We start from the raw sequence: 24819 nt of genomic DNA on the forward strand, positions 1-24819 counted from the left end.
GCGAGTCCTTGATGGCTGCAACCCTTGAACTCACCCCAGCGCTGCGCAGTGCTGCAGCATGCCGCGCCATGGGACTGTGGCGCGGTGCCCCGGCCAGGCACAAAGCGCACGCGCACCGAGCCGCCTTTGTGGGGCCACCCTCAGCGCCAAGGCCTGTGCGCCCACGTTCACCGCTGGCCTTGAGTGAGGTGGAACAGGCCTTAGTGCTGCAAGCCCTGTGCAGTGAGCGATTTGCCGACACCGCGCCAGCGACAGTCCACGCCACATTGCTGGACGAAGGCACTTACCTGGGGTCGGTGCGCACCATGTACCGCTTGCTGGCTGCCAACGCCAGCAGTGCCGAGCGTCGCCGCCAGCGTAGCCACCCGGTCTATGCCAAGCCTGAATTGCTGGCGACAGGGCCCAACCAAGTCTGGTCGTGGGACATCACCAAACTCAAGGGTCCAGCCAAATGGACGTGCTTCCATCTCTACGTCATCCTGGACATCTTCAGTCGCTACGTCGTTGGATGGCTGATTGCGCCGCGTGAGAGCGCTGAGCTGGCCCAGCAACTGATTGCCGATACCGTGGCCCGCCACGACGTGATGCCCGGTGCGCTCACGCTGCACGCGGACCGGGGTACCTCTATGCGCTCCAAACCGGTGGCCAGTTTGTTGGTGGACCTGGACGTGGCCAAGAGCCACAGCCGTCCCTACACCTCGGATGACAACCCCTACTCGGAATCCCAATTCAAGACCATGAAATACCGACCCGACTTCCCAGAGCGCTTTGGCAGCATTGAGGACGCCAGATTGCATTGCCAGACATTCTTTGCCTGGTACAACGGGCAGCACTGCCACTCAGGAATTGGCCATATGACACCCCACAGCGTGCACTACGGGCTAGCGCAGGCAATGAGGGAGATCAGGCAAGCAACGCTGAATGCGGCATTCGATGCCACACCCAACCGATTCAAGGGGGTCCGCCCTTGCCTAAAACCCATGCCCACAGCGGCCTGGATCAACTCACCGCCAGCGCAAAGGAAGCCGTCTGAAACAGAACAACCCTGCACCGTAAATTTATGAAGCAAGGTGTAGCAAAGTCATTGACACGTTCCGGCGGCACCAGGCGCTCTTAGCGGCCTCGTTCATCGCAGCTGTAGTGATCACGGCCTCAAGCCGGGCACCCGCAGACCAGGGCCGAGCTCGGGCAGGTCTGGTTTGTGCTTCTTCGCGCCAACGCTCCAGGGTTGCCTCGCTCACGCCCATCTCGCGCGAGACCACCTGCAGCGGTGCGCTCTCCGGTGGCAGCAACTTGGCTACCGCTTTGTCTCTGAATGCTTGTCCATATCGAGCCATTTTGTTCTTTCATCGCCGCCCCCAGGTTCTAGGTTCTATCGAGGCGACAACTAGTCTGACACAGGGGGTACGGAACAGGGTAAGCCCGTAGCAGGGTCCAGCTACAATAGCCGGACAAACTTTATCGCAAGATAAAGCGAATCTGTTGCGGGTAAAAGATTGCAGAAAAAGCGAACGCTGCGTTGTAACGACGAAGATACGGGTGAAATCCCCTGACTCGAAAGAGTGCTGACTTCTGCAAGGTGGTCTATCGCAAGATAGATTTGCTCCAACCACCCGAAGGGTATGCATCCCTTCGGGGATGCGCTCATCCTTCGGACTGAGCGGGCGTAGCTCAATGGCAGAGCTGAAGCTTCCCAAGCTTAAGACGAGGGTTCGATTCCCTTCGCCCGCTCCATTCTCAACGGAGGTTGATATGGACGCAGTTCAATGCGATGTTGCCTCTGATACATGGACACACTGGCACGGCATCAGCTGGCCAGACGTGCATCGTGTAGTTGGAAGGCTGCAAATCCGCATTGCGAAAGCAACGAAAGCAGGTGAATGGCGACAAGTCAAACGCCTGCAACGACTACTCACACACAGTACCAGTGCGAAAGCCTTGGCGGTGCGTCGAGTAACTGAGAACAGGGGACACAAAACCCCCGGGGTAGACCAAGTTCTTTGGAACACCCCTGAAGCGAAATTCACAGCGATTGCGTCTCTTGGAAACAAGAAATACAAACCGCTGCCACTTCGCAGAATCCACATACCGAAAAAGAGTGGCGGGACACGGCCCCTGGGCATCCCCACCATGAAAGATCGGGCATCGCAAGCGCTACACCTGCTATCGCTTGATCCAGTAGCTGAAACAATTGGAGATACAAACTCGTACGGCTTCCGCCGCGAAAGATCCACAGCAGATGCTATCGAACAGGTCAAAAATGACCTGTCACGAAAAGACTCTCCGCAATGGATACTCGAGGGCGACATCAAAGGTTGCTTTGACAACATCAGTCACAACTGGCTGCTCCAGCACGTTCCTATGAATAAGCAGGTGCTCCAAAAATGGCTGAAGGCTGGATATTTTGAGGGTAATACCCTCTTCCCAACCAAGAGTGGCACACCTCAGGGCGGCATCATCTCACCGGTCTTATCGAACCTGGCATTGGATGGGCTGCAAGCAGCACTGAAAGGATTATTCCGCACAGTGCGCGAAGCAAGAGCCGCCAAAGTCAATTTCATCCGATACGCCGATGACTTCATCATCACCGGAAGCTCGAAAGAACTTTTGGAACAGCAGGTGAAGCCCCTGGTTAAGAATTTTCTTAGCCAACGGGGATTGGAGCTTTCCGAGACAAAAACCTTCATCACACATGTGACTGATGGTTTCGATTTTCTGGGATGGACTGTTCGCAAGCATGGAGACATGCTGGCCAGGAAACCTTCCAAGAAAAACGTGAAATCATTCCTGGACAAGATCAGAATCAAACTGAAAGAACTACGCACTGAACGACAAGCAGAAGTGATCTATCAACTCAACCCGATCATCCGGGGCTGGGCCAACTATCACCGAAGCCAAATGTCCAGTAGAACGTTCGCCAAGTGCGATCATCACATTTGGGAAGCGCTCTGGCGATGGGCAAAGCGTCGGCACCCAAACAAGGGGGCACGATGGATAAAGAAACGTTACTTCAAGATCATCAATGGTCGAGAATGGCGATTCGTGGAAGGGCAAAACATGCTTCTGACTCTGAGTGGATTTACAAAGCAAGTCCACATCAAAATCAAGTCAGATGCAAACCCCTACGACCCTAACGATGAGGCCTATTTCGCAAAGCGTTTGGCTATGCGAATGAACTCCTCACTGGCGGGTCGCCGAAAACTGATTTGGATCTGGAATTGGCAAGACGGAAGTTGTTCTCGGTGCGGTGAAAAGATCACCTGGGAAACCAAGTGGCACTTACATCACATCGTCCGGCGTGTAGACGGCGGCTCGAACAAACTGAGCAATCTTGAGTTGCTTCATCCTGACTGTCATGTACAGCACCATGTCAATAGTCGTTGACAGCAGAGTCTCTCGACTCTGAGGTAATTCGAAACTGCTGCTCCATCAAACGATGGTACAGTCATGACTGCTTGAGCCGGATGCGGGGAAACTTGCAAGTCCGGTTCTGAGGGGAGGGACACACCGCGAGGTGTGTTCCTTACCCGATAAATAACGTGGGTTCGATTCCCATCACCCGCTCCAGTCTCCTGATCATTCCATGAAGGCCCCGCAAGGGGCCTTCGGCTTTTGTATCCGCCCCATGCACATCACCGTCAACGAAGAACTCAAAGCCTACATCGACCCACTCACGCCCGATGAGCACGCCTCGCTGGAGCGCAGCATCCTGGCCGAGGGCTGCCGCGATGCCTTGGTGTTGTGGGGCGATGTTCTGGTGGACGGACACAACCGCTACGGCATTTGCCAAAAGCATGGCCTGCCCTTTCAGACGGTGCAAAACACGAGATTCCAATCGATGGAGGACGTGCACCTGTGGATGATCGACCAGCACCTGGGGCGGCGCAGCGTGTCGGATTTTCAGCGCGGCGTGCTGGCCTTGCGCAAACGCGCGATTTTGGCCGAGCAGCGCACCCAGACCATCGCCGCCACGGCCAACAGGGACGCCACGCTGTCTGAACACGCATCGCAAGAGACGCCTCAAGACATCGCGGCCAGCGGCCCCAACCCGCTCAAAAGCCGCGCCGATATTGCCAAAGTGGCCCGATTGAGCAACAGCCAGGTCGTGCAGATCGAGAAAATCCAGAAGCAAGCCGCACCAGAACTGGTGGCAGCAGTCAAAGCTGGGACGATCTCCATCAATGCCGCAGCTGCCGTGGCCAGCTTGCCCGCAGAAGAACAAAAAACAGCCGCATTGGGCGGCAAGGATGAACTCAAACAAGCGGCCAAACGCGTGCGTGAAGTGAACCGCAAAGCCCCCAAGGAAGACACCCTCACCGCCGAGAACGACACACCCGAGACGATCCAGACTTTGCGCCAACAGGTACAGGCCCTGACCGATGAAAACCAGCGCCTGCGCCAGCATGTGGCTGAACTTGAGGCCCGTTTGCAAGCCTCAAACGCCCCCCACTGAGCCCCAGACAAACTGGGCGACCCAAGCCCCATGGCAGGCAGGGCAGCGGCCCACAAATGACCGCTAACGCCCAAAGCAAGTCACCTGGGGGGCAGCACAAAGGTATGAGGGTGCCCGCAGGAAGACGCCCTGCAACTTATTGAGGCTTGACCTCACGCAGCACGATGGCGCGTGTGGGCACCTCAGGCCAGCGCAAGCGCTCACCCTGGAAGTAAACCTGCGCCTGATCCGTGTGTTCAAAATACACACGCCAAGGGGGTGGCCCGTAAACACTTCGGCCCTCTTTGGCCTGCAAGGTGAGCACCGTGCTCTTGCCCGTGCCGTCCTTGGCGCACACCGAACCGGCCTTGAGCGGGACGATGTAAACCATGTCACCGGCCTTGCTGGGAATCTTGGAGGTCAGCAAGGTTCCCTGCTCCGTGCTTTGGCAAAGCGATTCGGGCAAGGCAAGCGCGACTGCAGGCGCGGCCACACTGACAGGCAAGGCAGGGGTGGAAGCTGAATTGACGGGCACCGCACTGGCAAGGGCAGCCATGTCCGCTGGAGTTGAAACGGATGCTTCAGGCACGGCAGCCTCGGCTGCCAACTGCGCGTCAGAGGCTTCGGTCAATACGGCAGGCGCAGGCAGTTGTGTTGCGGGCGCGGGCGCCAGGTAAGACTGCACACGCGCCCATTGTTCAGTCGCCCAATGGGTGATCGGCTCGGGCTGCAAATACAAGCCCGTCGCCAAGGCACCCAAAACGAGCAGGCCTGACCACCACAGAAACCAGCGGACAAATCGCCGAGCACCACCGGATGATTCCTGTTGGGCACTCTTGCGTTGTTCGGATAACTGGATCAAGTCGTCCAAAACCTGCACAGATATCATGGCCGGGTCAGCACTGACACCCTCGTTGGCGATGGTGCGGATCACGCTTTCGGGGTCTTGCCCTAAAGCCTTGGCGACTTTTCGGGCTGCACTGTACTTGATCGGTTCGGAATAGAACAAGGAGGAGCCACCCGACTCCAGTTGTTGAACCTGTGCAGCCGACAAATTCACGCGGCGTGCAAGATCGCTCAGCTCTATTTGCTGCGCAAGGCGCCATTCGCGCAACAGCTCACCGCGAACGCGGTCCGAATTGGGTGTTGACATTCCAAAAACCGTCAAAAATCACTATTTTGTACCAAATTTAATCACTTGGGAATACACAGATTCAATTTTAAAATTCGGATTATTTTAATATTCAGTTAAATTTAGCAAAATTAATGAAAAAAGCCACGAAATTCGTGGCTTTTAAAAATAATCAAAACGTCCAGCTTCAAAAAATCAGCGTCACACCCGTCTTGCTTTGCAGCAATTCTGGCGTCACGCCCGGGGCCAGCTCCACCACTTTGAGGCCCGCGTCGGTCACATCCATCACAGCCAGGTCGGTGATGATGCGGTCGACCACGCCCACACCCGTCAGGGGCAGTGTACAGCTGGGCAAAATTTTCAGGTCTTCGGTGCCGTCTTTCTTCTTGGCCACATGTTCCATCAAGATGATCACGCGCTTGACGCCTGCCACCAGGTCCATCGCGCCACCCATGCCCTTGACCATCTTGCCGGGGATCATCCAATTGGCCAGATCGCCCTTTTCGCTCACCTGCATCGCGCCCAGGATGGACAGGTTGATCTTGCCGCCGCGGATCATGGCAAACGACTGCTCGCTGCCAAAGATGGACGAGCCCTTGATGGTGGTCACCGTCTGCTTGCCCGCGTTGATCAGGTCAGCATCGACCTCGTCTTCGGTCGGGAACGGGCCAATGCCCAGCATGCCGTTTTCGCTTTGCAGCCAGACTTCCTTGTCGGCCGGCACAAAGTTGGCCACCAGCGTGGGAATGCCGATGCCCAGGTTCACATAGAAACCGTCTTCCAGTTCGTGGGCCGCACGCGCGGCCATTTGGTCTTGACTCCAGCTCATATCAGGCTCCTGTTTTTTCTGTCACGGCGGGCTTCATACGCCCGCCTTTTCTGTAATGGTGCGTTTCTCGATGCGCTTTTCCGGCTTCGTGTTCAGCACGATGCGGTGTACATAAATGCCGGGCAAGTGAACGCTGTCCGGGTGCATGGCACCGGTTTCCACAATCTCTTCGACCTCGACCACACAAATCCTGCCGGCCATGGCCACAGCCGGGTTGAAGTTGCGCGAGGTGTAGCGGAACTGCAGGTTGCCGGACTTGTCGGCGCGGTGCGCTTTAACCAGCGACACATCGGGCACAAGCGAACGCTCCATCACATAGGTCTCGCCATCGAACTCGCGCAGCTCTTTGCCCTCGGCCACCAAAGTGCCCACACCGGTCTTGGTGAAAAAAGCCGGGATGCCCGCGCCGCCCGCACGCAGCTTTTCGGCCAAGGTGCCTTGTGGCGTGAACTCCAAAGCCAACTCGCCCGCCAGGTACTGGCGTTCAAACTCTTTGTTCTCGCCCACGTAAGACGAAATCATTTTCTTGATCTGGCGGGTTTGCAGCAACAAGCCCAAACCGAAATCGTCCACGCCCGCGTTGTTGGAAATGGCCGTCAGGTTTTGCACGCCGCTGTCACGCAGCGCCGCAATCAAAGCCTCAGGAATACCGCACAGGCCAAAGCCGCCCACGCCAATGAGTTGCCCGTCAGCCACGATGCCCTTGAGGGCCTCGGCTGCGGAAGGAAAAATCTTGTTCACGCCAAACTCCATTCAGGAAAGAGAACGCTACGATACTACGTAATCAACTACGTAGTTTTTCGTAGAGGGCGGCCCTTAGAGAAACCCAGCCGGCATGGGGGGTTCTGTGGGAGCTTGCCTGCAAGCGATAACGCGCTCACCCCAATCCATGGCCAGCAGGCTGGCTCCTACAAAAAGCGTCCCCATGACACAGGACATCGACTACCGCCTCGCCTTTGACCTCGCCCCCATCGGCATGGTGCTCTCGCGCAACCGCACCATGGTCGACTGCAACCAGCGCATGTGCGAAATGTTTGGCGCCCCACGCGAACAACTGATCGGCCAGACCTTCCAGCTGCTCTACCCCAGCGCCGACGAATACGAACGCACCGGCCAGCGCATCGCGCCCATACTGAACGCCAAAGGCGTGTACGCCGACGACCGCGTGATGAAGCGCGTGGACGGCCGCTTTAAAGGCGAGACCTTTTGGTGCCATGTGACCGGCCGTGCGCTCAACCGCGATGCCCCACACGAAGCAGGCATCTGGACCTTTGAAGACCTGTCGGCCCGCAAACCCGTCAAGGCCGAACTCACCGCCCGCGAACGCGAAGTCGCCGCCCACCTGATGGACGGCCAAACCAGCAAGGAAATCGGCAAAGCCTTGGGCATCAGCCACCGCACGGTGGAGATTTACCGCGTCAAGCTCATGCGCAAATACCAGGCATCAGGGGCTGCGGATTTGATTCAGAAGTTAATGCGCGGGTAAGAAGACGCCAAACACCATCACGTCGGACTCTTCGAGTGCCGACCTACAACGAACGCGATATCCGTAGGTCGGTGGTCGAAGACCCCGACGCTGTTGGGTTGAGCGTTCGTGCCGTGCCGATGCATTCGATGCGGTTCATTGCTCAGACGTCGGACTCTTCGAGTACCGACCTACAACGAAGGCAATATCCGTAGGTCGGTGGTCGAAGACCCCGACGTTGTTGGGTTAAGCGTTCATGCCGACGCATTCGATGCGGTTCATTGCTCAGACGTCGGACTCTTCGAGTGCCGACCTTCGACATGCATGGGTCGGTGACTTCGGCCTCTTGAGGCTTGAGGTCGTCAATCCACGCCAAACACCCGCCGCAGATGCAACGTCACCCCGCCAAACTGCTGCTCGATCACCGTCAGCCGCTTGAAGCCATGGCCCACGGCCAGCTCGTCGGTCATGCCCATGCCGCCGTGCAACTGCACCGCGCCCTGCCCCACCAAGCGCGCAGCACGCAGCACCGTCACATGGGCCGATGACACCCGCTCGGCGCGGCGCTCGGGGCTGTCACCCAGCACATCGGCACAAGCACCCACCGCCGCAGCGGCTTGCACCAGGGCCATGTACATGTCGGCCATGCGGTGTTGCAGGGCCTGAAAGGCCGCCAAGGGTTGACCGAACTGCTTGCGCTGGCTGGTGTAGTTGAGCGTGTCGCGCATCAGGGTCTGCATCACGCCAACCGCTTCGGCACCTGCGGCCAGCGTGGCCGCATCCCATGCTTGCGAGAGCGCAGCCAGCGCATCGCCTTGGCCGATGATGGCTTGCACGGGCGTTTGGTCAAATGCCAGCTCAGCCGCCCAGGCACCGTCGATCAGTCGAACATCACGCTGCTGCACGCCAGTGGCTGAAGGGTCAATCAAGCAGATGCGCAGCTGGCCAGCCTCGTCTCGCGCGCTCACCAGCCAATGCGTGGCCCCGGTTGCGCCTCGCACCAGGGCTTTGCGCCCGCTGATGTGCAGCTGGCCGTTCGAGTTGTGCAAGCGGGTCTGCACCCGGCTCAGGTCGGTGCGCCCGGAGGGCTCCAAAGCCGCCACGGCCAAGCGCACTTGGCCATCGGCCAGGCCTTGGAGCAAAGCATCAGCCGCCGGGTCATTCAACGCTTGCAGCAAGGTCGCGCCCAAGACGGCCGAGCTGCTGTAAGGCTCGGCCACCAAAGCCGCCCCGAGGGCCTGGCAAATCAGCATCTGCTCGGGCAATCCACCGCCCATGCCCCCCAGGTGTTCAGGCAGCGCGGCACCCAAGAGGCCCAGCTCGTGCGCCAGGCCTTGCCACAGCGGCTCAATCGCTTGCGGCGTGGCGATCATCTGAGCGCGTTTGTCAAAGGGCAATTTGTCTTGCAGCCAGCCTTGCAGACTGGCCACGAGCATGGTCTGCGTCTCGTCCAGAGGCAGCACAGACTCCACCACCTCGGCCCCCAGAATGTGCCGCGCAATCAGGTTGCGCTGCACTTCATTGGTGCCGCCATAAATCGAGGCTGCGCGGTCATTCAAATACGCACGGGTGGCGAAAACCGACTCTTCGGGCACAGGCAGCGCGTGGGCAGATGCCTCCTCAATGGTCAGGCTGCTGGAACCATAGGGGCCTGCAATGTCCAGACCCAGCTCGGTCAAGTGCTGCTTGAGCTCGGTCGCCAGCACCTTGCCCATGGACGGCGCAGCCGGCATCCAGCAAGGCTGCGTGCCGCCACCGATGCGAGCGGTCAGCACCTGCTGTTCCCAAGCGTGCAAGGCGTCGATGCGGCACTGCGCGTTGGCCAAGGTCAAGGCGATGTCTTCTTGCTCTTGGTCAGAAGGTCCTGATGAGGCAAACGCTTCGTTCAGGGACTCTTTCAACCGGGCCAACCGCCCCCGCAAGAACGGCGCAGACGAGCCGCCCCGCTCGTGTTCCAGCAAAAATTTGGCAATCGTCCAGCCCTGGTTTTCTTCGCCGATCAGCGCATCAGCGGGCACGCGGGCCTCGTCAAAAAAGACCTGGTTGAACTCATGGTCGCCCGAGATGCTGATGATCGGCCGGATCTGGATGCCCGGGTTGTTCAACTCGAACATCAAAAAGCTGATGCCTTGCTGCGGTTTACCGCTGCTGTCGGTGCGCACCAGACAAAACATGTGCGTGGCGCGGTGGGCGTGGGTGGTCCAGATTTTGGAGCCGTTGATCACCCACTCGTTGCCTTCGCGGCGGGCGCGGCATTGCAGCGATGCCAGGTCGGAGCCCGAGCCCGGCTCGCTGTAGCCCTGACACCAGTAACTCACGCCATTGCGCAAATCGGGCAGCCAGCGCTCTTTTTGGGCCTGCGTGCCAAACGCCACCAGCACGGGCGCAGCCATCACCAGCCCCAGGGGCGAGACCTTGGGGGCATCAGCCGCTGCAATCTCGCTGGCAAAAATGTCATGCTGCTTTGGGGTCCAGGCGCAACCGCCCCACTCGACTGGCCAGTGCGGCGCCGCCCAGCCGCGCTTGGCCAAAATCCGCTGCCACGGAATACCGACCTCGTAGTCCGCAAAAATGCCCGAGGTACGATGCCCGCCCAAGCGGATCTCATCGGTCAGCTCAGCGGCCAAAAAGGCGCGCACTTCATCACGAAAAGCCAGTTCGTCGCTCGTCAATGAATCGGTCATGGTGGTCTTCGCTCAAAAAGAAAAAATAATCACAAGGAAAGGCGTTTTGCGAGGCCATGGTTTTTGCAGGAGCCAGCCCTGCTGGCTATGCGGCGCATGTGGACCGCTGGCTTTTCGCTTGCAGGGCAAACTCCTACAGGGAAATGCGCCATGCCGGGCCGACCGGTCAAAAACCCACATAACGCACGAAATTGGCTTCATCCTCGCGCACCGACTTGACGCTGTTGGCCACAAAGTCTTCGTCCGGGTAGCCCAAGGCGATGCAGATCATGATGTTCTGGTCGTCGGGGATGCCCGCGTGTTCGCGCACCACGGCCGACTGCATGATGCCCTGCCCGTTGATCACGGTGCCCAGGCCCCGCTCCCAGGCGGCCAGCACGATGGCGTGCGACAAAGCCCCCAAATCAAACTGGCTGATGGCTGCAGGTTCGAGGTATTTGTCATAGGTCAGCACCAGCGACACCGGCGCATCAAACTGCCGAAAACCGCGCATCACCCAATCGGTGCGGCGCTCTTTGTCATCGCGGGCAATGCCCATGGCGTCGAACAGCTGAATGGCGATGTCCACCTGACGCTTGCGGTGGATGCCCTCGTAGGCCTCTTTCATCGGGAAGTCGCGCTTGGGTGGCACGCCCTTGACCATATTGTCGGTATTGCCCCGGCGAATGCGCTCCAGCGGCTCGCCCGTGACCACATGCACATGCCAGGGCTGTGTGTTCATGGACGAGGGCGACCATTTGGCCACTGAGAGGATCTCTTCGATCACTTCGCGTGGCACGGTTTTTTGCTGGTAACCGCGAATGCTTTTGCGGGCCTTGATGAGTTCTGAAAATTCCATGGACTTGTCTCGATGCGTTTGAACAGGCGGCTCGCCTGAGGCTTTGATCTGAGCAACGAAGACTCAGACATGGCTGCATTAAAACGTTTTCAGCAAGACATGCTTGTCTTGCGCATGACTGTGCCTGCCAGCTGGGGCACTTTACAGTGTGGCCATGATGCATTTTTATGAACCTCACCTCGGTCACGGCCTCAAGCATGACCCGTTCAACGCCATCGTGGGCCCTCGCCCCATAGGCTGGGTGTCCAGCCAAAGCCCCAGCGGTGTGCTCAATCTGGCCCCCTACAGCTTTTTCAACGCCTTCAACTACGTGCCACCCGTGATTGGGTTTTCAAGCATCGGGCGCAAGGATTCGCTCAACAACATCGAGGCGACGGGCGAGTTTGTCTGGAACCTGGTCACTCGCGATCTGGCCGAGGTGATGAACCAAACTTGCGAAGCCGTGCCGCCCGAGGTGAGCGAGTTTGATCTGGCAGGCCTGACACCCGAGGCATCGAAGGTGGTGGGTGTGCCGCGTGTGGCGCAAAGCCCGGTGAGCTTTGAATGTCGGTGCACGCAAATTTTGCAGTTGCAAGACCTGCAAGGCCAGAAAGTCGACACCTGGATGGTGTTTGGCCAAGTGGTGGGCATCCACATTGACCAGCGCTTGCTCAAAGACGGGGTGTACGACACCGCCAATGCCGGGCACATTTTGCGTGGCGGCGGCGCAGCGGATTACTTCAGCATCGGGCCGGAGCAGCTGTTCAAAATGCACCGCCCCGAAAGCGGTGCACGCGATCTGCCCAAGTGAGGCCTTGCACCCTCCCGGCGCACGGGCAGCGCCAGCGGGTGTCACCTGAGGCGCAGGCCGTGCGGCAGCGGCTGCGTTAATCTGGCCACGGGCCTTTGCTTGCTGCCACTTGGCTGCTGTGGGCCCTCCAACCCAAGCTCAGGACAAACACATGACCGCACCACTCAAAGGACAAGTTGCATGGATCACAGGCGGGGGCAGCGGCATCGGGCTGGCCGGCGCCATGGCCTTGGCCCAAGCCGGAGCGCATGTTGTGATTTCGGGCCGCAACGCGGCCACCAATGCCAGCGCTTTGGCTTCGCTGCAGGCCCTGGGCAGTGCCGAGGCCTTGCTGCTGGACGTGGCCGACAAGCACGCCGTCAAAGCAGCCGCCCAGCAAATTTTGGACAAACATGGGCGCATCGACATCCTGGTGACCAGCGCGGGCACCAATGCCACGCAGCGCAATTTAGACGTGGTCACGCCCGAGGCCTGGGACGATGTGGTGGCCATCAACCTGTCGGGCCTGTTTTATTGCGTGCACGCGGTCCTGCCCGCCATGCGTCAGCAACAAGGCGGCTTGATCATCAACGTGTCGTCTTGGGCGGGGCTTTACGCGTCCAAGCTCACCGGCCCTGCTTACAACGCCACCAAACGCGCCGTGCTGGCCCTGACCGAGTCCATCAACATGGAAGAGTGCACACACGGCATCCGCGCCACCTCGCTCTTGCCCGGCGAAGTGGCCACGCCCATTCTGGACAAGCGGCCCGTGCCGCCGTCTGCCGAGCAACGCGAATTGATGGTGCAGGCCGAGGACATGGGGCAAGCCATCCTGTTTGTGGCGCAGATGCCCGCTCGCACCTGCATCAACGAATTTGTCATCTCCCCCACCTTCAACCGCTTCTACACAGGCGGGCTGGAAACGCCGCCCAAACGCTGAGCCCGGCGGCATCTCACCCAGCCCATGAGCCAACTTTTCAGCGACAGTGCCCGGCACCGCCGCATCGGCATTGCGCTGGTGACGGTCACCACCTTGATGTTTGCGGTGCTCGACGCCTCGGCCAAGTGGCTGGTCCTCACCCTGCCCGTGATGCAGGTGGTGTGGATGCGCTTTCTCACGCATTCGCTGTTTTCCATCGCGGTGTTTGCGCCCTCGGTCAAAGGCGATTTGCTGCGCTGGCGGCACCCGCGCTTGCAGCTGCTGCGCGGCTTGATGCTGGCGGCCATGACCGGCCTGAACTTCTGGGCTTTGCAGTATTTGCAGCTGGCCGAGACCGGAGCGATGCAGTTTTCCGTGCCGATTTTGATTGCGCTGCTGTCGGCCTGGTGGCTGGGCGAGCGGCTGGATGCCAAGCGTTGGCTGGCCATTGCAGTGGGCTTCGCGGGGGTGCTGGTCATCATCCGCCCTGGCAGCCAGGGCTTTCACCCGGCCATCTTGCTGTCAGCCCTCAACGCCATTTTGTATGCGCTCTTCAACATGATGACGCGCTACCTGGCCAGCAGCGAAAACCCGGCCACCACGCAAATGACCTCGGCGGTGGTGGCCACTTTGGCGCTGACGCCCGTGGCGCTGTGGCAATGGCAACAACCGGCCACGCTGCTGGAGTGGTTCGTGATGGCCTTGGCCGGTTTGTGCGGTGGCATTGGCCACTACTTTGTGGCCGTGGCGCACCGCTACGCTTCGGCGGCGGTGCTGGGTCCGTTTTTGTACCAGCAGATCCTTTACATGACGGTGCTCGGCTGGCTGGTCTTTGGCCAAGTGCCCGACCTGGCCGTGGTGCTGGGCGCCATGGTGGTGGTGGCCAGCGGCCTGTATTTGTTGTGGCGCGAGTTTCAGGGCGCAGGTCCCAAATGAGTACCTTAACTTATTGATCCGGCCCCTTGGAGTCTTGAACCCTATGCAGGGGATAGCTTTTTTGTAGGAGCCCACCCCTGTGGGCGATGGGCGTGGAACACGCCCTTGACTTGGCCCTGCATGCCTTCGCCCACAGGGTGGGCTCCTACAAAGGCAAAAATATCCACATGAGCGACAAAACATGGGCCATTCAAACCTCATCGGGCCGGATCAATAACGCTTAACGGGTGTGAGCCAACTGCTAAGCGCTTGGGCCCTCAGTCAGCTCGGTGACACACCAGCAGCCACCCAGCGCCCAAGATGGCATGCACCATTTTTGGCGCTAGGGCGCTCATCACAGGAGTTCTGCATGTCTTCATCCCCCCGCTGGAAACACCGCCCGCCGGGCTCGAACTGGGGCGACTTTGGGCCCGATGACCAGTGCGGTCGCATGAACCTTTTGACGCCCGACAAAGTGCTGCAAGGCATGCAAGAGGTGCGCACGGGGCAAACCTTCAACCTGAGCCTGCCGCTGGATTTTCCAGGCGGCAACGTGCTCAACCCCCGCAGGCAGCCACCTGTGCTGCGCCCCACCTTGCGCGGCGACAAGCCCAACATGAACTACCAGCTGTGGTGTGACGACCCGGTTTGCACCGATGTGGTGTGCGACGACCTGGTGATCATGCACTTGCAGTACAGCACCCAGTGGGACAGCCTGGCGCATGTGGGCTCGATGTTCGATGCCAATGGCGACGGTGTGCCCGAGCCGGTGTATTACAACGGCTTTCGCGCAGGCACCGATGTGGTGGGGCCCAGCAGTGGATCGGGGGCTGGCATTTTTGGTTTTCCGGAGATCGCCCGCGAATCGACCTCTTCTGCCAAAGCCTTGGGCATCGAGAAGATGTCCGAGCGCTGCGTGCAAGGCCGCGCAGTCATGATCGACCTGCATGCCCACCTGGGCCGTGAGCGGGTGCGGGTGGGTCACGACCTCCTGATGGACATCATGCGCAAGGACAGCGTGGTGGTGGAGCCCGGTGACATGGTGTGCTTGCACACCGGCTTTGCGCAGATGCTGCTGGAGATGAACAAACAGCCCGACCCGCATGTGGTGGAAAACTCGTGTGCCGTGCTGGAAGGACGCGACGAGCGGCTGCTGCAGTGGATCACCGATTCAGGCCTGGTGGCGCTGATCGCCGACAACTACGCGGTCGAAGGCTTGCCCGCCACACCCCGCCCCGGCAGCTGCGCGGCTTTGCCCTTGCACGAACATTGCCTGTTCAAGCTGGGCGTGCACCTGGGCGAGATCTGGCACCTCACGCCCTTGGCCAACTGGCTGCGCGAGCACGGCCGCCACCGCTTTTTGCTGACTGCGCCACCCCTGCGCCTGCCCGGAGCCATTGGCTCACCGGCCACGCCCATTGCCACCGTGTGATCGCCCCCCGGCGTGAGGAGCCCTGGCCACTGACCGCCATCCATCTGGGTTTGCGCTAGTAAATCCTGCAGGTGACTGCCGTGATCGGCTGGGCATGCTTGAATTGGCCTTGCACAAGCCATCCCTGGAGACAAGCCATGGTTCACTATTTTGACGAAGCCCGCGTGCAGCAACTGCTGAGCGTACCCGACCTGCTGCAAGGGGTGCGAGAAGCCTTGGTGGCCTTGACGCTGGGCCAGGTGGTACAGCCGCTGCGCATGGTCATGCCCATTGGCGAGGCCTCTCACGATGGCCTGCTGTTTTTAAAACCCGCTCAGCTGGGCGATGCCTTGAGCACCAAGCTCATCACCCTGGTGCCGGGCAATGCGCAAAAGGGCTTGCCCACACTGCTGAGCACGATCGTGCTGATGGACCCGGCCACGGGCCAGACGCTGGCCGTGATGGAGGGCAACACCATCACCGCGATGCGCACAGCAGCGGCCTCTGCCGTGGCGGCCGATGCGCTGGTGCCACGCACACCGCAAGTGGTGGCCATGCTGGGCAGCGGCGTGCTGGCCCGCAGCCACGCGCAAATGCTGCGGGCCGTGCGCGAGGTGTCCGAAATTCGGGTGTGGAGCCCCAACGCTGCCAACGCGCAGCAGTGCGCACGAGACATTGGCGGTGTGGCCTGCGCGAGCGCCGAAGAGGCGGTGCGCGGCGCTGACATCGTGTGCACCGTGACCAATGCCAGCGAACCCGTGCTGCAAGGCGCCTGGCTCAAGCCCGGTGCCTTTGTGGCGGCGGTGGGTGCGCCCCGCCCCACTTGGCGCGAGCTGGACGATGCGGCCATGGCCCACTGGGTGGTGGCCGACCAGCGCGAAGCGGCCGAAAAAGAATCGGGCGATGTGATGCTCTCGGGCGCGCGGGTCGCGGCCGAAATTGGCGAAGTGTTGTGCGGTCGCGTGGCTGCGCCACCTTTAGGCACCACCATCATTTTCAAATCGCTGGGTCAGGCGGTGGAAGACACGGTGGCAGCACGCCTGGTATACCGCGCTGCTTTGGCCGAAGGCGCTCGCCCATGAGCCGCGCCGATGTGGTGATTGTGGGCAGCGGCGTGATGGGCGCGGCCACGGCCTATTGGTTGACCCGCTTGCAGCCGGGCCTGCGCGTGACGCTGGTCGAGTCGGACACGCGTTACGAAAAAGCCTCGTCATCGCTGTCGGCCAGCTCGATCCGCCAGCAGTTCACCTGCCCCGTCAACATCCGGCTGAGTCAATTCGGCATCGCGTTTTTGCGCGAAGTCGAGCAGCACCTGGGCCTGCCCGATCACCCCGTGGCGCTGGGCTTGCAGGAGCCCGGCTATTTGTACCTGGCCCAGCCCGAGCAAACTGCCGCCCTGCATACGGCGCACCAGATCCAAAAACAGGCTGGGGCCGATGTGGCCTTGCTGGACCCCGAGGCCCTGCGCCAGCGCTTTCCGTGGCTGAATGTGGACGATGTGGCGCTGGGCAGCTTGGGCCTGAGCGGTGAGGGTTGGTTTGACGGCCCAGCCCTACACCAAGCGTTTTTGAAAAAAGCCATGGCGCAAGGCGTGCAGCGCTTGCACGACCGGGTGGTGGGCCTGGACCACACCGACACGCAATTGAGCGCTGTTCGGCTGGCCAGTGGCGACAGCTTGTCCTGCGGCCAAGTGGTCAATGCCGCAGGGCCTTGGGCCGGTGAGGTGGCAGCCATGGCGGGGGTACAGCTGCCCATCGAGGCGGCGCGGCGCACGGTGTTTGTGCTGTCCTGCCCCGACCCGCTGCCGCAATGCCCCTTGCTGATCGATCCGAGCGGCTGGTGGCTGCGGCCCGAGGGCCGGTTTTTGATCAGCGGCGCAGAGCCCATGCACACCGAACCTGGCCTGCCGCTGGAGCCCGATTGGGCCGAATGGAACGACGAACAATGGGCGTCACTCGCGCACCGCATTCCGGCGCTGGCGGCTTTGCGGGTGGAACGGGCCTGGGCGGGGTACTACGAGATGAACACCTTCGATCACAACGCCGTGATCGGCCCGCACCCCGATCTGCGCAACCTGTATTTCATCAACGGTTTTTCAGGCCACGGCATGCAACATGCGGCAGGCGCTGGTTTGGCGCTGGCCGAGTGGATGCTGCAGGGAAAGCCCATCACCATTGCCGTCGATGAACTGGGCTTTGAACGCCTGCGGCAAAACCGCCCGCTGCGCGAGTTGGCGGTGATCGGCTAAGGCTAAAGGTCTTCGCGCGCTTCGATCTGCAAGCGCTGCACCACCGAGCCCCGAGTGCCCGCCACAGCGCGCACGCGCAGGGATGGACCGGCTTCGAGCACCACGCGGCAGTGGTAATCGAGGCTATCGGTCTGGCCCGGGCAGTTGCTGGCAATGCGGCGGTGCCATTGCTGCTTGCCGTCGATCTCCAGGGTCAATGCGTGCCAAGCCTCGGCAGGGTCTTCGGGCACGCGCACCAGCAGGCTGACATCGATGTCAAATGTGCGTGGCCGCTTCAATGCGCCGGGAATGTTCAGCACGGCCACCGCATCGGCCGTCTCGGTGCGCCACAACTCGGGTTTTGCGCTGGACGCCATGGCCTTCAGGCGTGCAGCAAGGTCTGGAGTTCGCCGCTGTCAATCAGGCGGCGCAGGTCATCGGCCCCACCGACCAAGGTGCCGCGCACAAAGACCATCGGAAAAGTGGGCCAGCCGGTCCACATCTTCAGCGCATTGCGCAAACGCCACTGCGAAAAATAACTGCCGAATTCGATGTACTCGTGCGCCACGCCTGCTGCGGCCAGCGCCTTGCGGGCTTTGCTCACAAAAGGGTTGCCCGACAAGCCCACCACCACCACTGCGTGCTGGGCCATGGCGGTTTGCACCCGCTGGATCACGGGCAGGTGGTGCTCGGCAATGCGTTGGCGGATGGCCGGATGGATGGCCGATTCATCGAGAAGAGGTCTGGTCATGAAAATCCTTGGAGGCCGAAAAAGAGATGCTGAGTTGTCAGGCCTTGAGGGCGTTGGCCCCGTCGTGCATGAGTTGCGCGATGTTGGACGCCCCCAACAACTGCATGGGGCTGTCGTTGGCCAAATCAATGGCTGCCTGACTGAAGACACCCAGGCTCATGCAGGTGCAAGAAAAAGCATCACGGCTTTCGCGGACTGCCAGCAGTTCGCGCAAATGTTCGGCACCCACGGTGGCCGCTTTCCAGCGTTTGGCACTGACCAAGGTAACGCGGCCGTTTTTTTCGATCTGGAAATCGGCCGGGCCCTCGTTCAATCGGTTCACCACGAAGCCCTGCTGCCTGAGCGCCTCTTCGATCAACACCGAAAAATCACGCCAGCCCATGCCTCGGGCCTGCTCAACCAGTTCTTCGATACGGCTGGCCGAGATGGCGTTTCTTTGTCGCCAAGCCGCCATGACACCGATCACAAAGAATGGAAAGGCCCCCAACATGCCCGCTGTTTTGTAAGCCTCAGGCAGCAAAGCCCCGGCCACCAAGGCCACACCGAACATCACCAAAAAGCTCACCCACCACGGGGCGCGTAGCAAAGTCGCAAACAGCGACTTTTCGGACATTTTGAATTTCATGGGCAATCAGGGAAAAGAGGTGCGCCACAGACTTCTGTGGGCGTGTCAACAGGCCGCCATTGGCAGCGGCTCGCCAGTGTAGCGGCTCCCATGACCGGGCACGAGCCTCGGCGCCCCTTTCCCCTGAAATACCGCCGCGAATTTTCAGCGGGGCAGATGGGCGTGGCACTTGTCCTCTGTGAAACCAGAAATACTCAAGCCGCAAAAAAGGCTTCACGCGCCTGCTGCGCTGTGCAGAGGCTGCGGCCCAGCACGCGGGCCGAGTCAGCCACCTGGCGCACCAGCGCCGCGTTGTCGGGAGCGACCTGACCGTTGTTCAGCAAAAGGTTGTTTTCAAAACCCACGCGCACATGCCCGCCCAATGCAGCTGCGGTGGTCGCGCAGGCGTGTTCGCCCGCACCAAAGGCGCACATGGACCAGGGCTCCTTGCCGGTATGGGCCATGACAAAAGGCAGCAGGTCTTTGGGCTCGGAGGTTTGGCCCACCGAATAACGGCCGAGCACAAACAAGAGCGACCAGGGCGCATCCGGGATCACGCCTTGCGCACGCAGGGCTTGCCAGCGCTGCAGGTCGGCCACGTCGTACACGATGACCTGGGTCATCACGCGCTCTTTGGCCAGCCAGCCAAAGAACTGCGCCAACCCCGCGTCGCCGATTTTCGGCTGATCCACTTCGCGCAGGCCGACCGACACGGCTTCGGGTTTGAGCGCCGTGACCATGGCGATTTGCTCGGGCGCTTTGTACACGCGGGCGGCTTCGCTGGTGACCTGGATGATCATCGCGTCGCCTACTGCCGCCTTGACCGCTTGCTGCGCGTCGCGGTAACCCTGCACGTCCAGGCTGTGGCGACCTTCGGCGTCGCGGATGTGCATGTGGATCATGGCCGCACCGGCATCGAGGCAGAGCTTGGCGGTCTGGCCCAACTCAGACGCATTGATGGGCAAAGCCGGGTGGTCGGGCCGCTGCTTGTAGGCGCCGTTGGGCGCAACGGTGATTAACAAGGGATGGGGAAAAACAGCCATGGGGTGCCTTTTGAAAATCAGTCGTGAAGGAATCAATCGAGAGGATTGAGGGGCGGCAATTCAGACGCCAGCAAATCCAGCCCTTGGCGCAGCAAGCGGTCGTAGCGTTCGCGCTCAGCCTTTTGCGTTTCGGGTGTCCAGTTGAAAAAGCCCTGCCCGGTCTTCATGCCCAAGTCACCCCGGGCCACGCGCTCTTGCAGCACGCGTGCAGGCTCTGCGTTCACCGCCAGGCTCGGGTACATGCTGGCGGCGGCGGCGGTGTGCACCTCCAGGCCCGCATGGTCGCGCTGCATGACCGGGCCTGCGGCCAGAAAACGGAAACCAAAACCAAAGCGCACGGCCGCGTCCACGTCTTCGGGCGAGGCCACGCCTTCGTCGATCAGGGCAAAGGCCTCACGCGCCAAGGCGTGCTGCATGCGGTTGGCCAAAAAGCCGGGCTTGTACTTGCGCACCAGCACCGGCACACTGCCGCAGCCGCGCATGAAGTCGCACAGCTGCTCGGCCTCTTGCACATTCGACTGAGGACCCAGCACCACCTCGACCAGCGGCACCAGATGCGCGGGCATGAAAAAGTGCAGGCCCAGCATGCGCTCTGCCATAGGCAGGCCTTGGGCGATGGCGCTGATCGGGAAGCTGGAGCTGTTGCTGCACAGCAAGGTGTCAGGGTCAGCCAGCTGTGCCAGTTGCGCAAACAAGGCCTGCTTGAGGGGCAATTTTTCCGGGATGCACTCGATCAACACGCTCACACCGGGCCAGGTCACATTGCTCAAGTCGGCTACGGCCTGCACGCGCTCGGTGCGGTGGGCCATGCCCAGCGGTTCGAGGTTGTGGCGCACATGGGCGGCGAGCGCCTGACGCTTGACGGCATCGGGCTCGACCACGGTGACCTGACAGCCGCCGCGGGCCAGCACGATGGCCACGTCCATGCCCATGGTGCCGCCGCCCACCACCACGGTGCGCGCTTTTGAAGGATGTGAAGAAATCATGAATCGGGGTCGCTGTGAGTCAAGGTGCTCTGAGTCTATTGATTCGGCACGCTGAAGTTTGAATTTTTTGCGCCGTCACTGCTTATAGATTCGGCCCGATGAAGTCTGAGTCGTGTGTTGCCCCTTGGGAAGATTTTGTGGGAGCTTCCAGCCAAGCGAAAAGCCTGTGGTCCACAAGCGTCTGATCGCCAGCAGGGCTAGCTCCCACAAGTTGCACGATTGAAGTCACCCTGCAAACTTCACAGGGCCGGATTTATAGAAAGCGCCAAGGCTTTCGTCCAGCCGTATCTGTCAACTGGGCTGATCCGGCCTAGGTCCATCATGCCTTGGTCACTGAACAAGCCCCCAAAGCACCTCAAGTGCAGGCACTTTCAGCAGCTCTGGCATGATCCAACGCATCTGCCACTGCACAAGAAAGCACACCGTGAACTGGCTCCAGAGATTGCCGGGCTTTACCCGGTCTGCACCCGGCCTGGAATGGGCGCTGTGGAAAAAGCTGCCCTGGATCGCGCTGGCGGGCACTGCCTTGCCCTTGGCCTTGGTGGGCTTGGCTTATCTGACGGCTCCAGCCCCCCCCACGCCCGCCTCCGAGCGGGCGCTGACCCAATGGTTTTACATCGCCATCGGCGTGGTGGTGCTGCACTGGACGCTGGTGCTGACAGCGGCCATCGGTTGCGTGATCGTGATGCTGATGAAAGGCCCGGCCTTTGTGGCCGATGGCTTTGAGGTGCAGCACACCGACCAACCCGGCAGCCCGACACTGGACGACATGCGTGACAAAAACTGACCCGCACTCCGGCCTGGCCGCTTGTTTGTCAGAGGCTGACGTCTCGGGCATCATCGCCATGGGCTGGCAAGACGACACCCCATTTGAAGCGATTGCCTCGCAGTTTGGCTTGACCGAGTCCGACGTGATCGCCTTGATGCGGGGGCAGCTGAAAGCCCGCTCGTTCAAGGTCTGGCGCATGCGGGTGCGGGGCCGAGCGGGCAAGCACCTGGCCTTGCAGCAAGGCCGTAAGCCGCGCCAAAGCAGCGCTGACGGTCCCGCAGAATCGGCTGCCACGCAGACGGCCGAAGACTTTCCTCTGCCGCCCTCACCCATCACGCGCGATTCCTTGCGCTGAAGGCCTTCAGGCCCTTTGTTGAAGCCCTGCCGCGTTGGTGGGCTGCTGTGCGTCGTCCCGGCTGGCATGCGCCTGAAAGGTCGAGGGCTCGGAGGCTAAAGGCGAAGCGGAATGCGCCCCAGCAGCCGGGTTTTCAAAACCCGAAGGCGTCGGCAGGATCGACTGCAACACCGCCAGCACATTCTGCAAACGCGGGTCATTGGTCTGCGCGTCGTCCGTCGTGTCGTTGATGCAGAAAAATTCGAGCGAACCGAACTCGGCCACCAGCGCTTGCAGCTGCGCGTGTTGATCCGCTTCGCCCGTCGAGACATATCGATGGCGATAAGTCCGGATGCTGGCCATGCCATGCGCCAAGGCCCAACGCAGCACAAAGTCCGACACGATGGTGGGCTTGTCCCAGCTGCGAAACACGGTGGACCGAACGGCGGCAAACAGCTCGGGGGCCGTGTCTTCGAGCTCCATCAAGATGGACTTGAGCATGGGCCGGGGCGAATGCGCAAACGTGCGAAAGGTGCTTTGGTACAAAGGGTCTTGCTCGCGCAGCGCGGGCGTGCCCGATTGGGCTTTGTCGCGCAGCCACTGGATGGACAAGCGGCAGGCATTCTCCAGCGAGGTCGCATCCATGCGCATGGCCTCGTCGCTGACCTCGGGGTCATCCGACCAGGTCACATGAAACCCATTGGGAAGAAACCATTCGTCCAGCCGCACGGGGGCGCCAAAGAACACGTCATCGTTGAAGTAAAAGTAGCGCTCGGACAGACCCGGAATGCGGTGAATCCAGGACTCGATGTGCCCTGAGTCAAAGGTGGGCAAAGAGGCTTCAGGCATCAAATCACGATGGTCCACCAGGGTCAGGCGGTCCGATGGGCAAAGCCAGTCGGGGGCCTGGGCATCGGTGACGATGTAAACGTGGCCATGGTCAGGAAAAAATTTCTCCAGCGCACGCAGGCTGTAACGCAACTCGTGGTTGTCCCGAAAACGCCCTTCCACATTGCTGTAGCGGGCCATGGCGGCACTGGAATCGGTGGGAAGTTGCTGCAAGGCCGCCTGGCGCTTGGCCCGCCAGTTCGAATCGTTCCCGTCAACCCACAAATAGACAATATCAATGGGCGAATCTCTGGTCATTTTGGCGTTGGATTTTTTAAAAAAAGTGGCAAAGTCTAGCAGCGGCTTTGCAAACCTTGTCAAAACCCACCTTGGCCTGTGGGCCAATGCACAGACGATTCAGGGATTGTATGAATGCCCGCCCGCCTTGACTTTGTGCGGCGGGTGCCTGCGGCCTGCAGGAGCGTTAAGCATCCAGATGCACCGAGAGCAGGCCTGTCCAGTCGTTGGTGAAAGCGCTGGTCTTGTTCTCTTGCCGCATAGCCCACAATTTGATCGCCCCCGGGGCCCCACACAGGCCAGCTTCAGGGTGCCGCGCCCATAACGCTGGTTCATGGCGTCCATGGCCAGCATCAGGCGCACGCGGTTTTCGGGCATGGTCTCGTCAAAGTCCAGTGTCAGTTGTTCGCGGGTGGCCGGTTGCAGGTCCATCAGCATCACGCCTGCTTTGGCGTATTTGTAGCCGGGCTTGTACAGGCGTTTGACGATGGCGTTGGCCGCCTGGGTGATGTGGGCGCTGTCGCTGGTGGGGCTGGGCAGGGGGATGCTTGCGCTGCGGCTGTATTGCGGGTCTTGTTGTCGGAAGTCTTCGAGCCGCCCGGGTTTGGGTCATGACCACTTGCACGTCTCCTTGAATGAAGACACAATGATCCTTATTTTTGAGGTCAACATACAAGGAATTAAGCATGCAAACCATGAACCTGGAGCAGCTGCGTGCTGCCAGCCATGCCGGTGGTGTGTCAGGCGTGACCTTGAAGGGGCAAGGCGGGGCGTTCCTCATTCAGATCGACACCCGCAGCGGCTCCGGCGCCCTGCTGTCCAAGGCGCGCAGCAGCGAGCCACGTCGCTTTGGCAACCCTTTGGCGGCGTTCAATGTGTTGCGAGAGATTGGCATCACAGTAGGCCAGTTCGACGCGACCGACTATGACCCGGCCGACAAAGCGCCGGACGCGGGCAACCGAGGTCGGGCCAAGGCCATGCGCGGCGCGCACGAAGCCGCCGCCTACAACCAGTGGCTGGCCAGCGAAATTCAGGCTTCTTTGGACGACCCACGGCCGAACATGGCGCACGAAGAAGTCATGGCCGACATGGACGCGCACATCAGCGCCAACACAGCCGCCTTGGCTCAGTCCAAGCAGGTATGACGGACCAGCCTTACCGCATTGAATGGCGTCCTATGGCCCGCGAGGACTTGCGCGCCATCGTGCGCTACATCGGCCAGGACAACCCGACGCGGGCCAGGAGCTTCGGCCAAGAACTGCGCGACAAAACCGCGCCGCTGGCACAGCACCCACAATTGGGTCGGCAGGGTCGGCCAGGCTTGCCTGAATGGCTACGAGAACTGGTCGTGCACTCGAACTACATCGTTTTTTACCGTGTATTGGCCGAGACCCGAACCGTCGAGATTTTGAGAGTCAAACACGCGGCGCAACAGATGCATTGATGGGCAAACCCTGTGCGGTCGCTCATGTCGCCTTTCACCGCAATGTTCACTGACAACGCGACCCAGTCAGCGTCTTGCCCTGGACGCGGGCGAGGTCATGCGCATGGTCGGGGACTGAGTGGGTGCAAGGCCACCGCTGCGA

At 60.6% G+C, this 24819-nt stretch carries 26 protein-coding genes, 1 tRNA gene and 2 pseudogenes; 15 read left to right on the forward strand and 14 right to left on the reverse strand.

Annotation, left to right across the window (positions count from 1 at the left end):
* Nucleotides 1-11: 11 nt before the first annotated feature.
* The gene (locus AMM33_RS13065; RefSeq protein WP_194945449.1) at nucleotides 12-1064 is read left to right on the forward strand and encodes a DDE-type integrase/transposase/recombinase; all 1053 of its coding nucleotides are present in this window, start codon (nucleotides 12-14) and stop codon (nucleotides 1062-1064) included.
* 27 nt (nucleotides 1065-1091) lie between these two features.
* Here AMM33_RS13065 and AMM33_RS13070 read toward each other — a convergent pair.
* Nucleotides 1092-1337 (reverse strand): annotated as a pseudogene (locus AMM33_RS13070) (transposase); the annotation flags it as partial.
* A 323-nt stretch (nucleotides 1338-1660) separates the two neighbouring features.
* Between AMM33_RS13070 and AMM33_RS13075 the strand changes: the two are divergent.
* From AMM33_RS13075 to AMM33_RS13085, 3 genes are all read left to right on the forward strand, one after another.
* Nucleotides 1661-1734 (forward strand) — tRNA-Gly (locus AMM33_RS13075).
* 18 nt (nucleotides 1735-1752) lie between these two features.
* On the forward strand, nucleotides 1753-3384 hold the full coding sequence (gene ltrA / locus AMM33_RS13080) for a group II intron reverse transcriptase/maturase (protein ID WP_090141763.1): 1632 nt from the start codon (nucleotides 1753-1755) through the stop codon (nucleotides 3382-3384).
* Between the two features lie 241 nt (nucleotides 3385-3625).
* Nucleotides 3626-4453, forward strand: a complete 828-nt coding sequence (locus AMM33_RS13085; protein WP_090141764.1) for a ParB N-terminal domain-containing protein — start codon at nucleotides 3626-3628, stop codon at nucleotides 4451-4453.
* Between the two features lie 136 nt (nucleotides 4454-4589).
* Here AMM33_RS13085 and AMM33_RS13090 read toward each other — a convergent pair whose 3' ends face one another.
* The 3 genes from AMM33_RS13090 to AMM33_RS13100 all read right to left on the reverse strand — a co-directional run bounded on the left by AMM33_RS13090 (nucleotide 4590) and on the right by AMM33_RS13100 (nucleotide 7134).
* Entirely contained in the window at nucleotides 4590-5585 is a 996-nt protein-coding gene (locus AMM33_RS13090) for a helix-turn-helix domain-containing protein (protein WP_090141765.1), read from the reverse strand.
* A gap of 166 nt (nucleotides 5586-5751) precedes the next feature.
* Complete coding sequence (locus AMM33_RS13095) at nucleotides 5752-6393, reverse strand: CoA transferase subunit B (protein WP_090141766.1); 642 nt, start codon at nucleotides 6391-6393, stop codon at nucleotides 5752-5754.
* 33 nt (nucleotides 6394-6426) lie between these two features.
* On the reverse strand, nucleotides 6427-7134 hold the full coding sequence (locus tag AMM33_RS13100; RefSeq protein WP_090141850.1) for a CoA transferase subunit A: 708 nt from the start codon (nucleotides 7132-7134) through the stop codon (nucleotides 6427-6429).
* 184 nt (nucleotides 7135-7318) lie between these two features.
* Between AMM33_RS13100 and AMM33_RS13105 the strand changes: the two genes are divergently transcribed.
* A complete protein-coding gene (locus tag AMM33_RS13105) occupies nucleotides 7319-7879 on the forward strand; it encodes a LuxR C-terminal-related transcriptional regulator (RefSeq protein WP_090141851.1) in 561 nt (186 codons plus the stop codon).
* 341 nt (nucleotides 7880-8220) lie between these two features.
* On the opposite strand, the gene AMM33_RS13110 is transcribed toward AMM33_RS13105, so the two are convergent.
* Complete coding sequence (locus tag AMM33_RS13110; protein ID WP_090141767.1) at nucleotides 8221-10542, reverse strand: acyl-CoA dehydrogenase family protein; 2322 nt, start codon at nucleotides 10540-10542, stop codon at nucleotides 8221-8223.
* Between the two features lie 166 nt (nucleotides 10543-10708).
* The gene (locus AMM33_RS13115; protein ID WP_090141768.1) at nucleotides 10709-11380 is read right to left on the reverse strand and encodes a nitroreductase; all 672 of its coding nucleotides are present in this window, start codon (nucleotides 11378-11380) and stop codon (nucleotides 10709-10711) included.
* 154 nt (nucleotides 11381-11534) lie between these two features.
* Between AMM33_RS13115 and AMM33_RS13120 the strand changes: the two genes are divergently transcribed.
* The 6 genes from AMM33_RS13120 to AMM33_RS13145 all read left to right on the forward strand — a co-directional run bounded on the left by AMM33_RS13120 (nucleotide 11535) and on the right by AMM33_RS13145 (nucleotide 17642).
* A complete protein-coding gene (locus tag AMM33_RS13120) occupies nucleotides 11535-12170 on the forward strand; it encodes a flavin reductase family protein (protein ID WP_090141769.1) in 636 nt (211 codons plus the stop codon).
* A 151-nt stretch (nucleotides 12171-12321) separates the two neighbouring features.
* Entirely contained in the window at nucleotides 12322-13089 is a 768-nt protein-coding gene (locus AMM33_RS13125; protein WP_090141852.1) for an SDR family oxidoreductase, read from the forward strand.
* Between the two features lie 24 nt (nucleotides 13090-13113).
* On the forward strand, nucleotides 13114-14004 hold the full coding sequence (locus AMM33_RS13130) for a DMT family transporter (RefSeq protein ID WP_090141770.1): 891 nt from the start codon (nucleotides 13114-13116) through the stop codon (nucleotides 14002-14004).
* A 349-nt stretch (nucleotides 14005-14353) separates the two neighbouring features.
* A complete protein-coding gene (locus AMM33_RS13135; protein ID WP_090141771.1) occupies nucleotides 14354-15415 on the forward strand; it encodes a cyclase family protein in 1062 nt (353 codons plus the stop codon).
* Between the two features lie 137 nt (nucleotides 15416-15552).
* On the forward strand, nucleotides 15553-16476 hold the full coding sequence (locus AMM33_RS13140) for an ornithine cyclodeaminase family protein (protein WP_090141772.1): 924 nt from the start codon (nucleotides 15553-15555) through the stop codon (nucleotides 16474-16476).
* Nucleotides 16473-17642 carry an NAD(P)/FAD-dependent oxidoreductase gene (locus AMM33_RS13145; protein WP_090141773.1) on the forward strand — a complete coding sequence of 390 codons (1170 nt, stop codon included), beginning with the start codon at nucleotides 16473-16475 and terminating at the stop codon, nucleotides 17640-17642. The genes AMM33_RS13140 and AMM33_RS13145 overlap by 4 nt, the downstream gene beginning before the upstream one ends.
* Before the next feature lie 2 nt (nucleotides 17643-17644).
* Here the strand turns inward: AMM33_RS13145 and AMM33_RS13150 are convergent, their stop codons facing one another.
* From AMM33_RS13150 to AMM33_RS13170, 5 genes are all read right to left on the reverse strand, one after another.
* Nucleotides 17645-17998 carry a hypothetical protein gene (locus tag AMM33_RS13150; RefSeq protein WP_090141774.1) on the reverse strand — a complete coding sequence of 118 codons (354 nt, stop codon included), beginning with the start codon at nucleotides 17996-17998 and terminating at the stop codon, nucleotides 17645-17647.
* 5 nt (nucleotides 17999-18003) lie between these two features.
* A complete protein-coding gene (locus AMM33_RS13155) occupies nucleotides 18004-18372 on the reverse strand; it encodes a glutaredoxin domain-containing protein (protein WP_090141775.1) in 369 nt (122 codons plus the stop codon).
* A gap of 37 nt (nucleotides 18373-18409) precedes the next feature.
* Complete coding sequence (locus AMM33_RS13160; RefSeq protein WP_090141776.1) at nucleotides 18410-18997, reverse strand: restriction endonuclease; 588 nt, start codon at nucleotides 18995-18997, stop codon at nucleotides 18410-18412.
* 194 nt (nucleotides 18998-19191) lie between these two features.
* Entirely contained in the window at nucleotides 19192-20019 is an 828-nt protein-coding gene (locus AMM33_RS13165) for a beta-keto acid cleavage family enzyme (protein ID WP_090141777.1), read from the reverse strand.
* A 32-nt stretch (nucleotides 20020-20051) separates the two neighbouring features.
* Entirely contained in the window at nucleotides 20052-21005 is a 954-nt protein-coding gene (locus AMM33_RS13170) for a 3-hydroxyacyl-CoA dehydrogenase family protein (protein ID WP_090141778.1), read from the reverse strand.
* 385 nt (nucleotides 21006-21390) lie between these two features.
* Between AMM33_RS13170 and AMM33_RS13175 the strand changes: the two genes are divergently transcribed.
* Together AMM33_RS13175 and AMM33_RS13180 are read left to right on the forward strand one after the other, a co-directional pair.
* The gene (locus AMM33_RS13175; protein ID WP_228768123.1) at nucleotides 21391-21792 is read left to right on the forward strand and encodes a hypothetical protein; all 402 of its coding nucleotides are present in this window, start codon (nucleotides 21391-21393) and stop codon (nucleotides 21790-21792) included.
* On the forward strand, nucleotides 21779-22129 hold the full coding sequence (locus tag AMM33_RS13180) for a TIGR03643 family protein (protein WP_228768124.1): 351 nt from the start codon (nucleotides 21779-21781) through the stop codon (nucleotides 22127-22129). Before AMM33_RS13175 ends, AMM33_RS13180 begins: the two co-directional genes overlap by 14 nt.
* Before the next feature lie 6 nt (nucleotides 22130-22135).
* Here AMM33_RS13180 and AMM33_RS13185 read toward each other — a convergent pair whose 3' ends face one another.
* From AMM33_RS13185 to AMM33_RS22480, 3 genes and pseudogenes are all read right to left on the reverse strand, one after another.
* Nucleotides 22136-23254, reverse strand: a complete 1119-nt coding sequence (locus AMM33_RS13185) for a stealth family protein (RefSeq protein WP_228768125.1) — start codon at nucleotides 23252-23254, stop codon at nucleotides 22136-22138.
* Nucleotides 23255-23353: 99 nt separating this feature from the next.
* Nucleotides 23354-23671, reverse strand: a complete 318-nt coding sequence (locus AMM33_RS13190; RefSeq protein WP_228768126.1) for a DUF4113 domain-containing protein — start codon at nucleotides 23669-23671, stop codon at nucleotides 23354-23356.
* Nucleotides 23672-23686: 15 nt separating this feature from the next.
* Nucleotides 23687-23779: pseudogene (locus tag AMM33_RS22480) on the reverse strand (hypothetical protein); the annotation flags it as partial.
* A gap of 140 nt (nucleotides 23780-23919) precedes the next feature.
* Here AMM33_RS22480 and AMM33_RS13195 point away from each other — a divergent pair.
* Nucleotides 23920-24378 carry an antitoxin PaaA2 family protein gene (locus AMM33_RS13195; protein WP_090141779.1) on the forward strand — a complete coding sequence of 153 codons (459 nt, stop codon included), beginning with the start codon at nucleotides 23920-23922 and terminating at the stop codon, nucleotides 24376-24378.
* Complete coding sequence (locus AMM33_RS13200) at nucleotides 24375-24677, forward strand: type II toxin-antitoxin system RelE/ParE family toxin (protein WP_090141780.1); 303 nt, start codon at nucleotides 24375-24377, stop codon at nucleotides 24675-24677. Before AMM33_RS13195 ends, AMM33_RS13200 begins: the two co-directional genes overlap by 4 nt.
* The last annotated feature ends 142 nt before the right edge of the window (nucleotides 24678-24819 follow it).

This window comes from Limnohabitans sp. DM1 (genome assembly GCF_001269385.1).
Lineage (GTDB): Bacteria > Pseudomonadota > Gammaproteobacteria > Burkholderiales > Burkholderiaceae_C > Limnohabitans_A.

What these genes read in the sequence shown, in the direction of transcription:
- AMM33_RS13065 (WP_194945449.1), top strand. Translation starts at nt 12, where the DNA reads ATGGCTGCAACCCTTGAACTCACCCCAGCGCTGCGCAGTGCTGCAGCA.
- ltrA (WP_090141763.1), top strand. Translation starts at nt 1,753, where the DNA reads ATGGACGCAGTTCAATGCGATGTTGCCTCTGATACATGGACACACTGG.
- AMM33_RS13085 (WP_090141764.1), top strand. Translation starts at nt 3,626, where the DNA reads ATGCACATCACCGTCAACGAAGAACTCAAAGCCTACATCGACCCACTC.
- AMM33_RS13090 (WP_090141765.1), bottom strand. Translation starts at nt 5,585, where the DNA reads ATGTCAACACCCAATTCGGACCGCGTTCGCGGTGAGCTGTTGCGCGAA.
- AMM33_RS13095 (WP_090141766.1), bottom strand. Translation starts at nt 6,393, where the DNA reads ATGAGCTGGAGTCAAGACCAAATGGCCGCGCGTGCGGCCCACGAACTG.
- AMM33_RS13105 (WP_090141851.1), top strand. Translation starts at nt 7,319, where the DNA reads ATGACACAGGACATCGACTACCGCCTCGCCTTTGACCTCGCCCCCATC.
- AMM33_RS13110 (WP_090141767.1), bottom strand. Translation starts at nt 10,542, where the DNA reads ATGACCGATTCATTGACGAGCGACGAACTGGCTTTTCGTGATGAAGTG.
- AMM33_RS13115 (WP_090141768.1), bottom strand. Translation starts at nt 11,380, where the DNA reads ATGGAATTTTCAGAACTCATCAAGGCCCGCAAAAGCATTCGCGGTTAC.
- AMM33_RS13120 (WP_090141769.1), top strand. Translation starts at nt 11,535, where the DNA reads ATGATGCATTTTTATGAACCTCACCTCGGTCACGGCCTCAAGCATGAC.
- AMM33_RS13125 (WP_090141852.1), top strand. Translation starts at nt 12,322, where the DNA reads ATGACCGCACCACTCAAAGGACAAGTTGCATGGATCACAGGCGGGGGC.
- AMM33_RS13130 (WP_090141770.1), top strand. Translation starts at nt 13,114, where the DNA reads ATGAGCCAACTTTTCAGCGACAGTGCCCGGCACCGCCGCATCGGCATT.
- AMM33_RS13135 (WP_090141771.1), top strand. Translation starts at nt 14,354, where the DNA reads ATGTCTTCATCCCCCCGCTGGAAACACCGCCCGCCGGGCTCGAACTGG.
- AMM33_RS13140 (WP_090141772.1), top strand. Translation starts at nt 15,553, where the DNA reads ATGGTTCACTATTTTGACGAAGCCCGCGTGCAGCAACTGCTGAGCGTA.
- AMM33_RS13145 (WP_090141773.1), top strand. Translation starts at nt 16,473, where the DNA reads ATGAGCCGCGCCGATGTGGTGATTGTGGGCAGCGGCGTGATGGGCGCG.
- AMM33_RS13150 (WP_090141774.1), bottom strand. Translation starts at nt 17,998, where the DNA reads ATGGCGTCCAGCGCAAAACCCGAGTTGTGGCGCACCGAGACGGCCGAT.
- AMM33_RS13155 (WP_090141775.1), bottom strand. Translation starts at nt 18,372, where the DNA reads ATGACCAGACCTCTTCTCGATGAATCGGCCATCCATCCGGCCATCCGC.
- AMM33_RS13160 (WP_090141776.1), bottom strand. Translation starts at nt 18,997, where the DNA reads ATGAAATTCAAAATGTCCGAAAAGTCGCTGTTTGCGACTTTGCTACGC.
- AMM33_RS13165 (WP_090141777.1), bottom strand. Translation starts at nt 20,019, where the DNA reads ATGGCTGTTTTTCCCCATCCCTTGTTAATCACCGTTGCGCCCAACGGC.
- AMM33_RS13170 (WP_090141778.1), bottom strand. Translation starts at nt 21,005, where the DNA reads ATGATTTCTTCACATCCTTCAAAAGCGCGCACCGTGGTGGTGGGCGGC.
- AMM33_RS13175 (WP_228768123.1), top strand. Translation starts at nt 21,391, where the DNA reads ATGATCCAACGCATCTGCCACTGCACAAGAAAGCACACCGTGAACTGG.
- AMM33_RS13185 (WP_228768125.1), bottom strand. Translation starts at nt 23,254, where the DNA reads ATGACCAGAGATTCGCCCATTGATATTGTCTATTTGTGGGTTGACGGG.
- AMM33_RS13190 (WP_228768126.1), bottom strand. Translation starts at nt 23,671, where the DNA reads ATGCTGATGGACCTGCAACCGGCCACCCGCGAACAACTGACACTGGAC.
- AMM33_RS13195 (WP_090141779.1), top strand. Translation starts at nt 23,920, where the DNA reads ATGCAAACCATGAACCTGGAGCAGCTGCGTGCTGCCAGCCATGCCGGT.
- AMM33_RS13200 (WP_090141780.1), top strand. Translation starts at nt 24,375, where the DNA reads ATGACGGACCAGCCTTACCGCATTGAATGGCGTCCTATGGCCCGCGAG.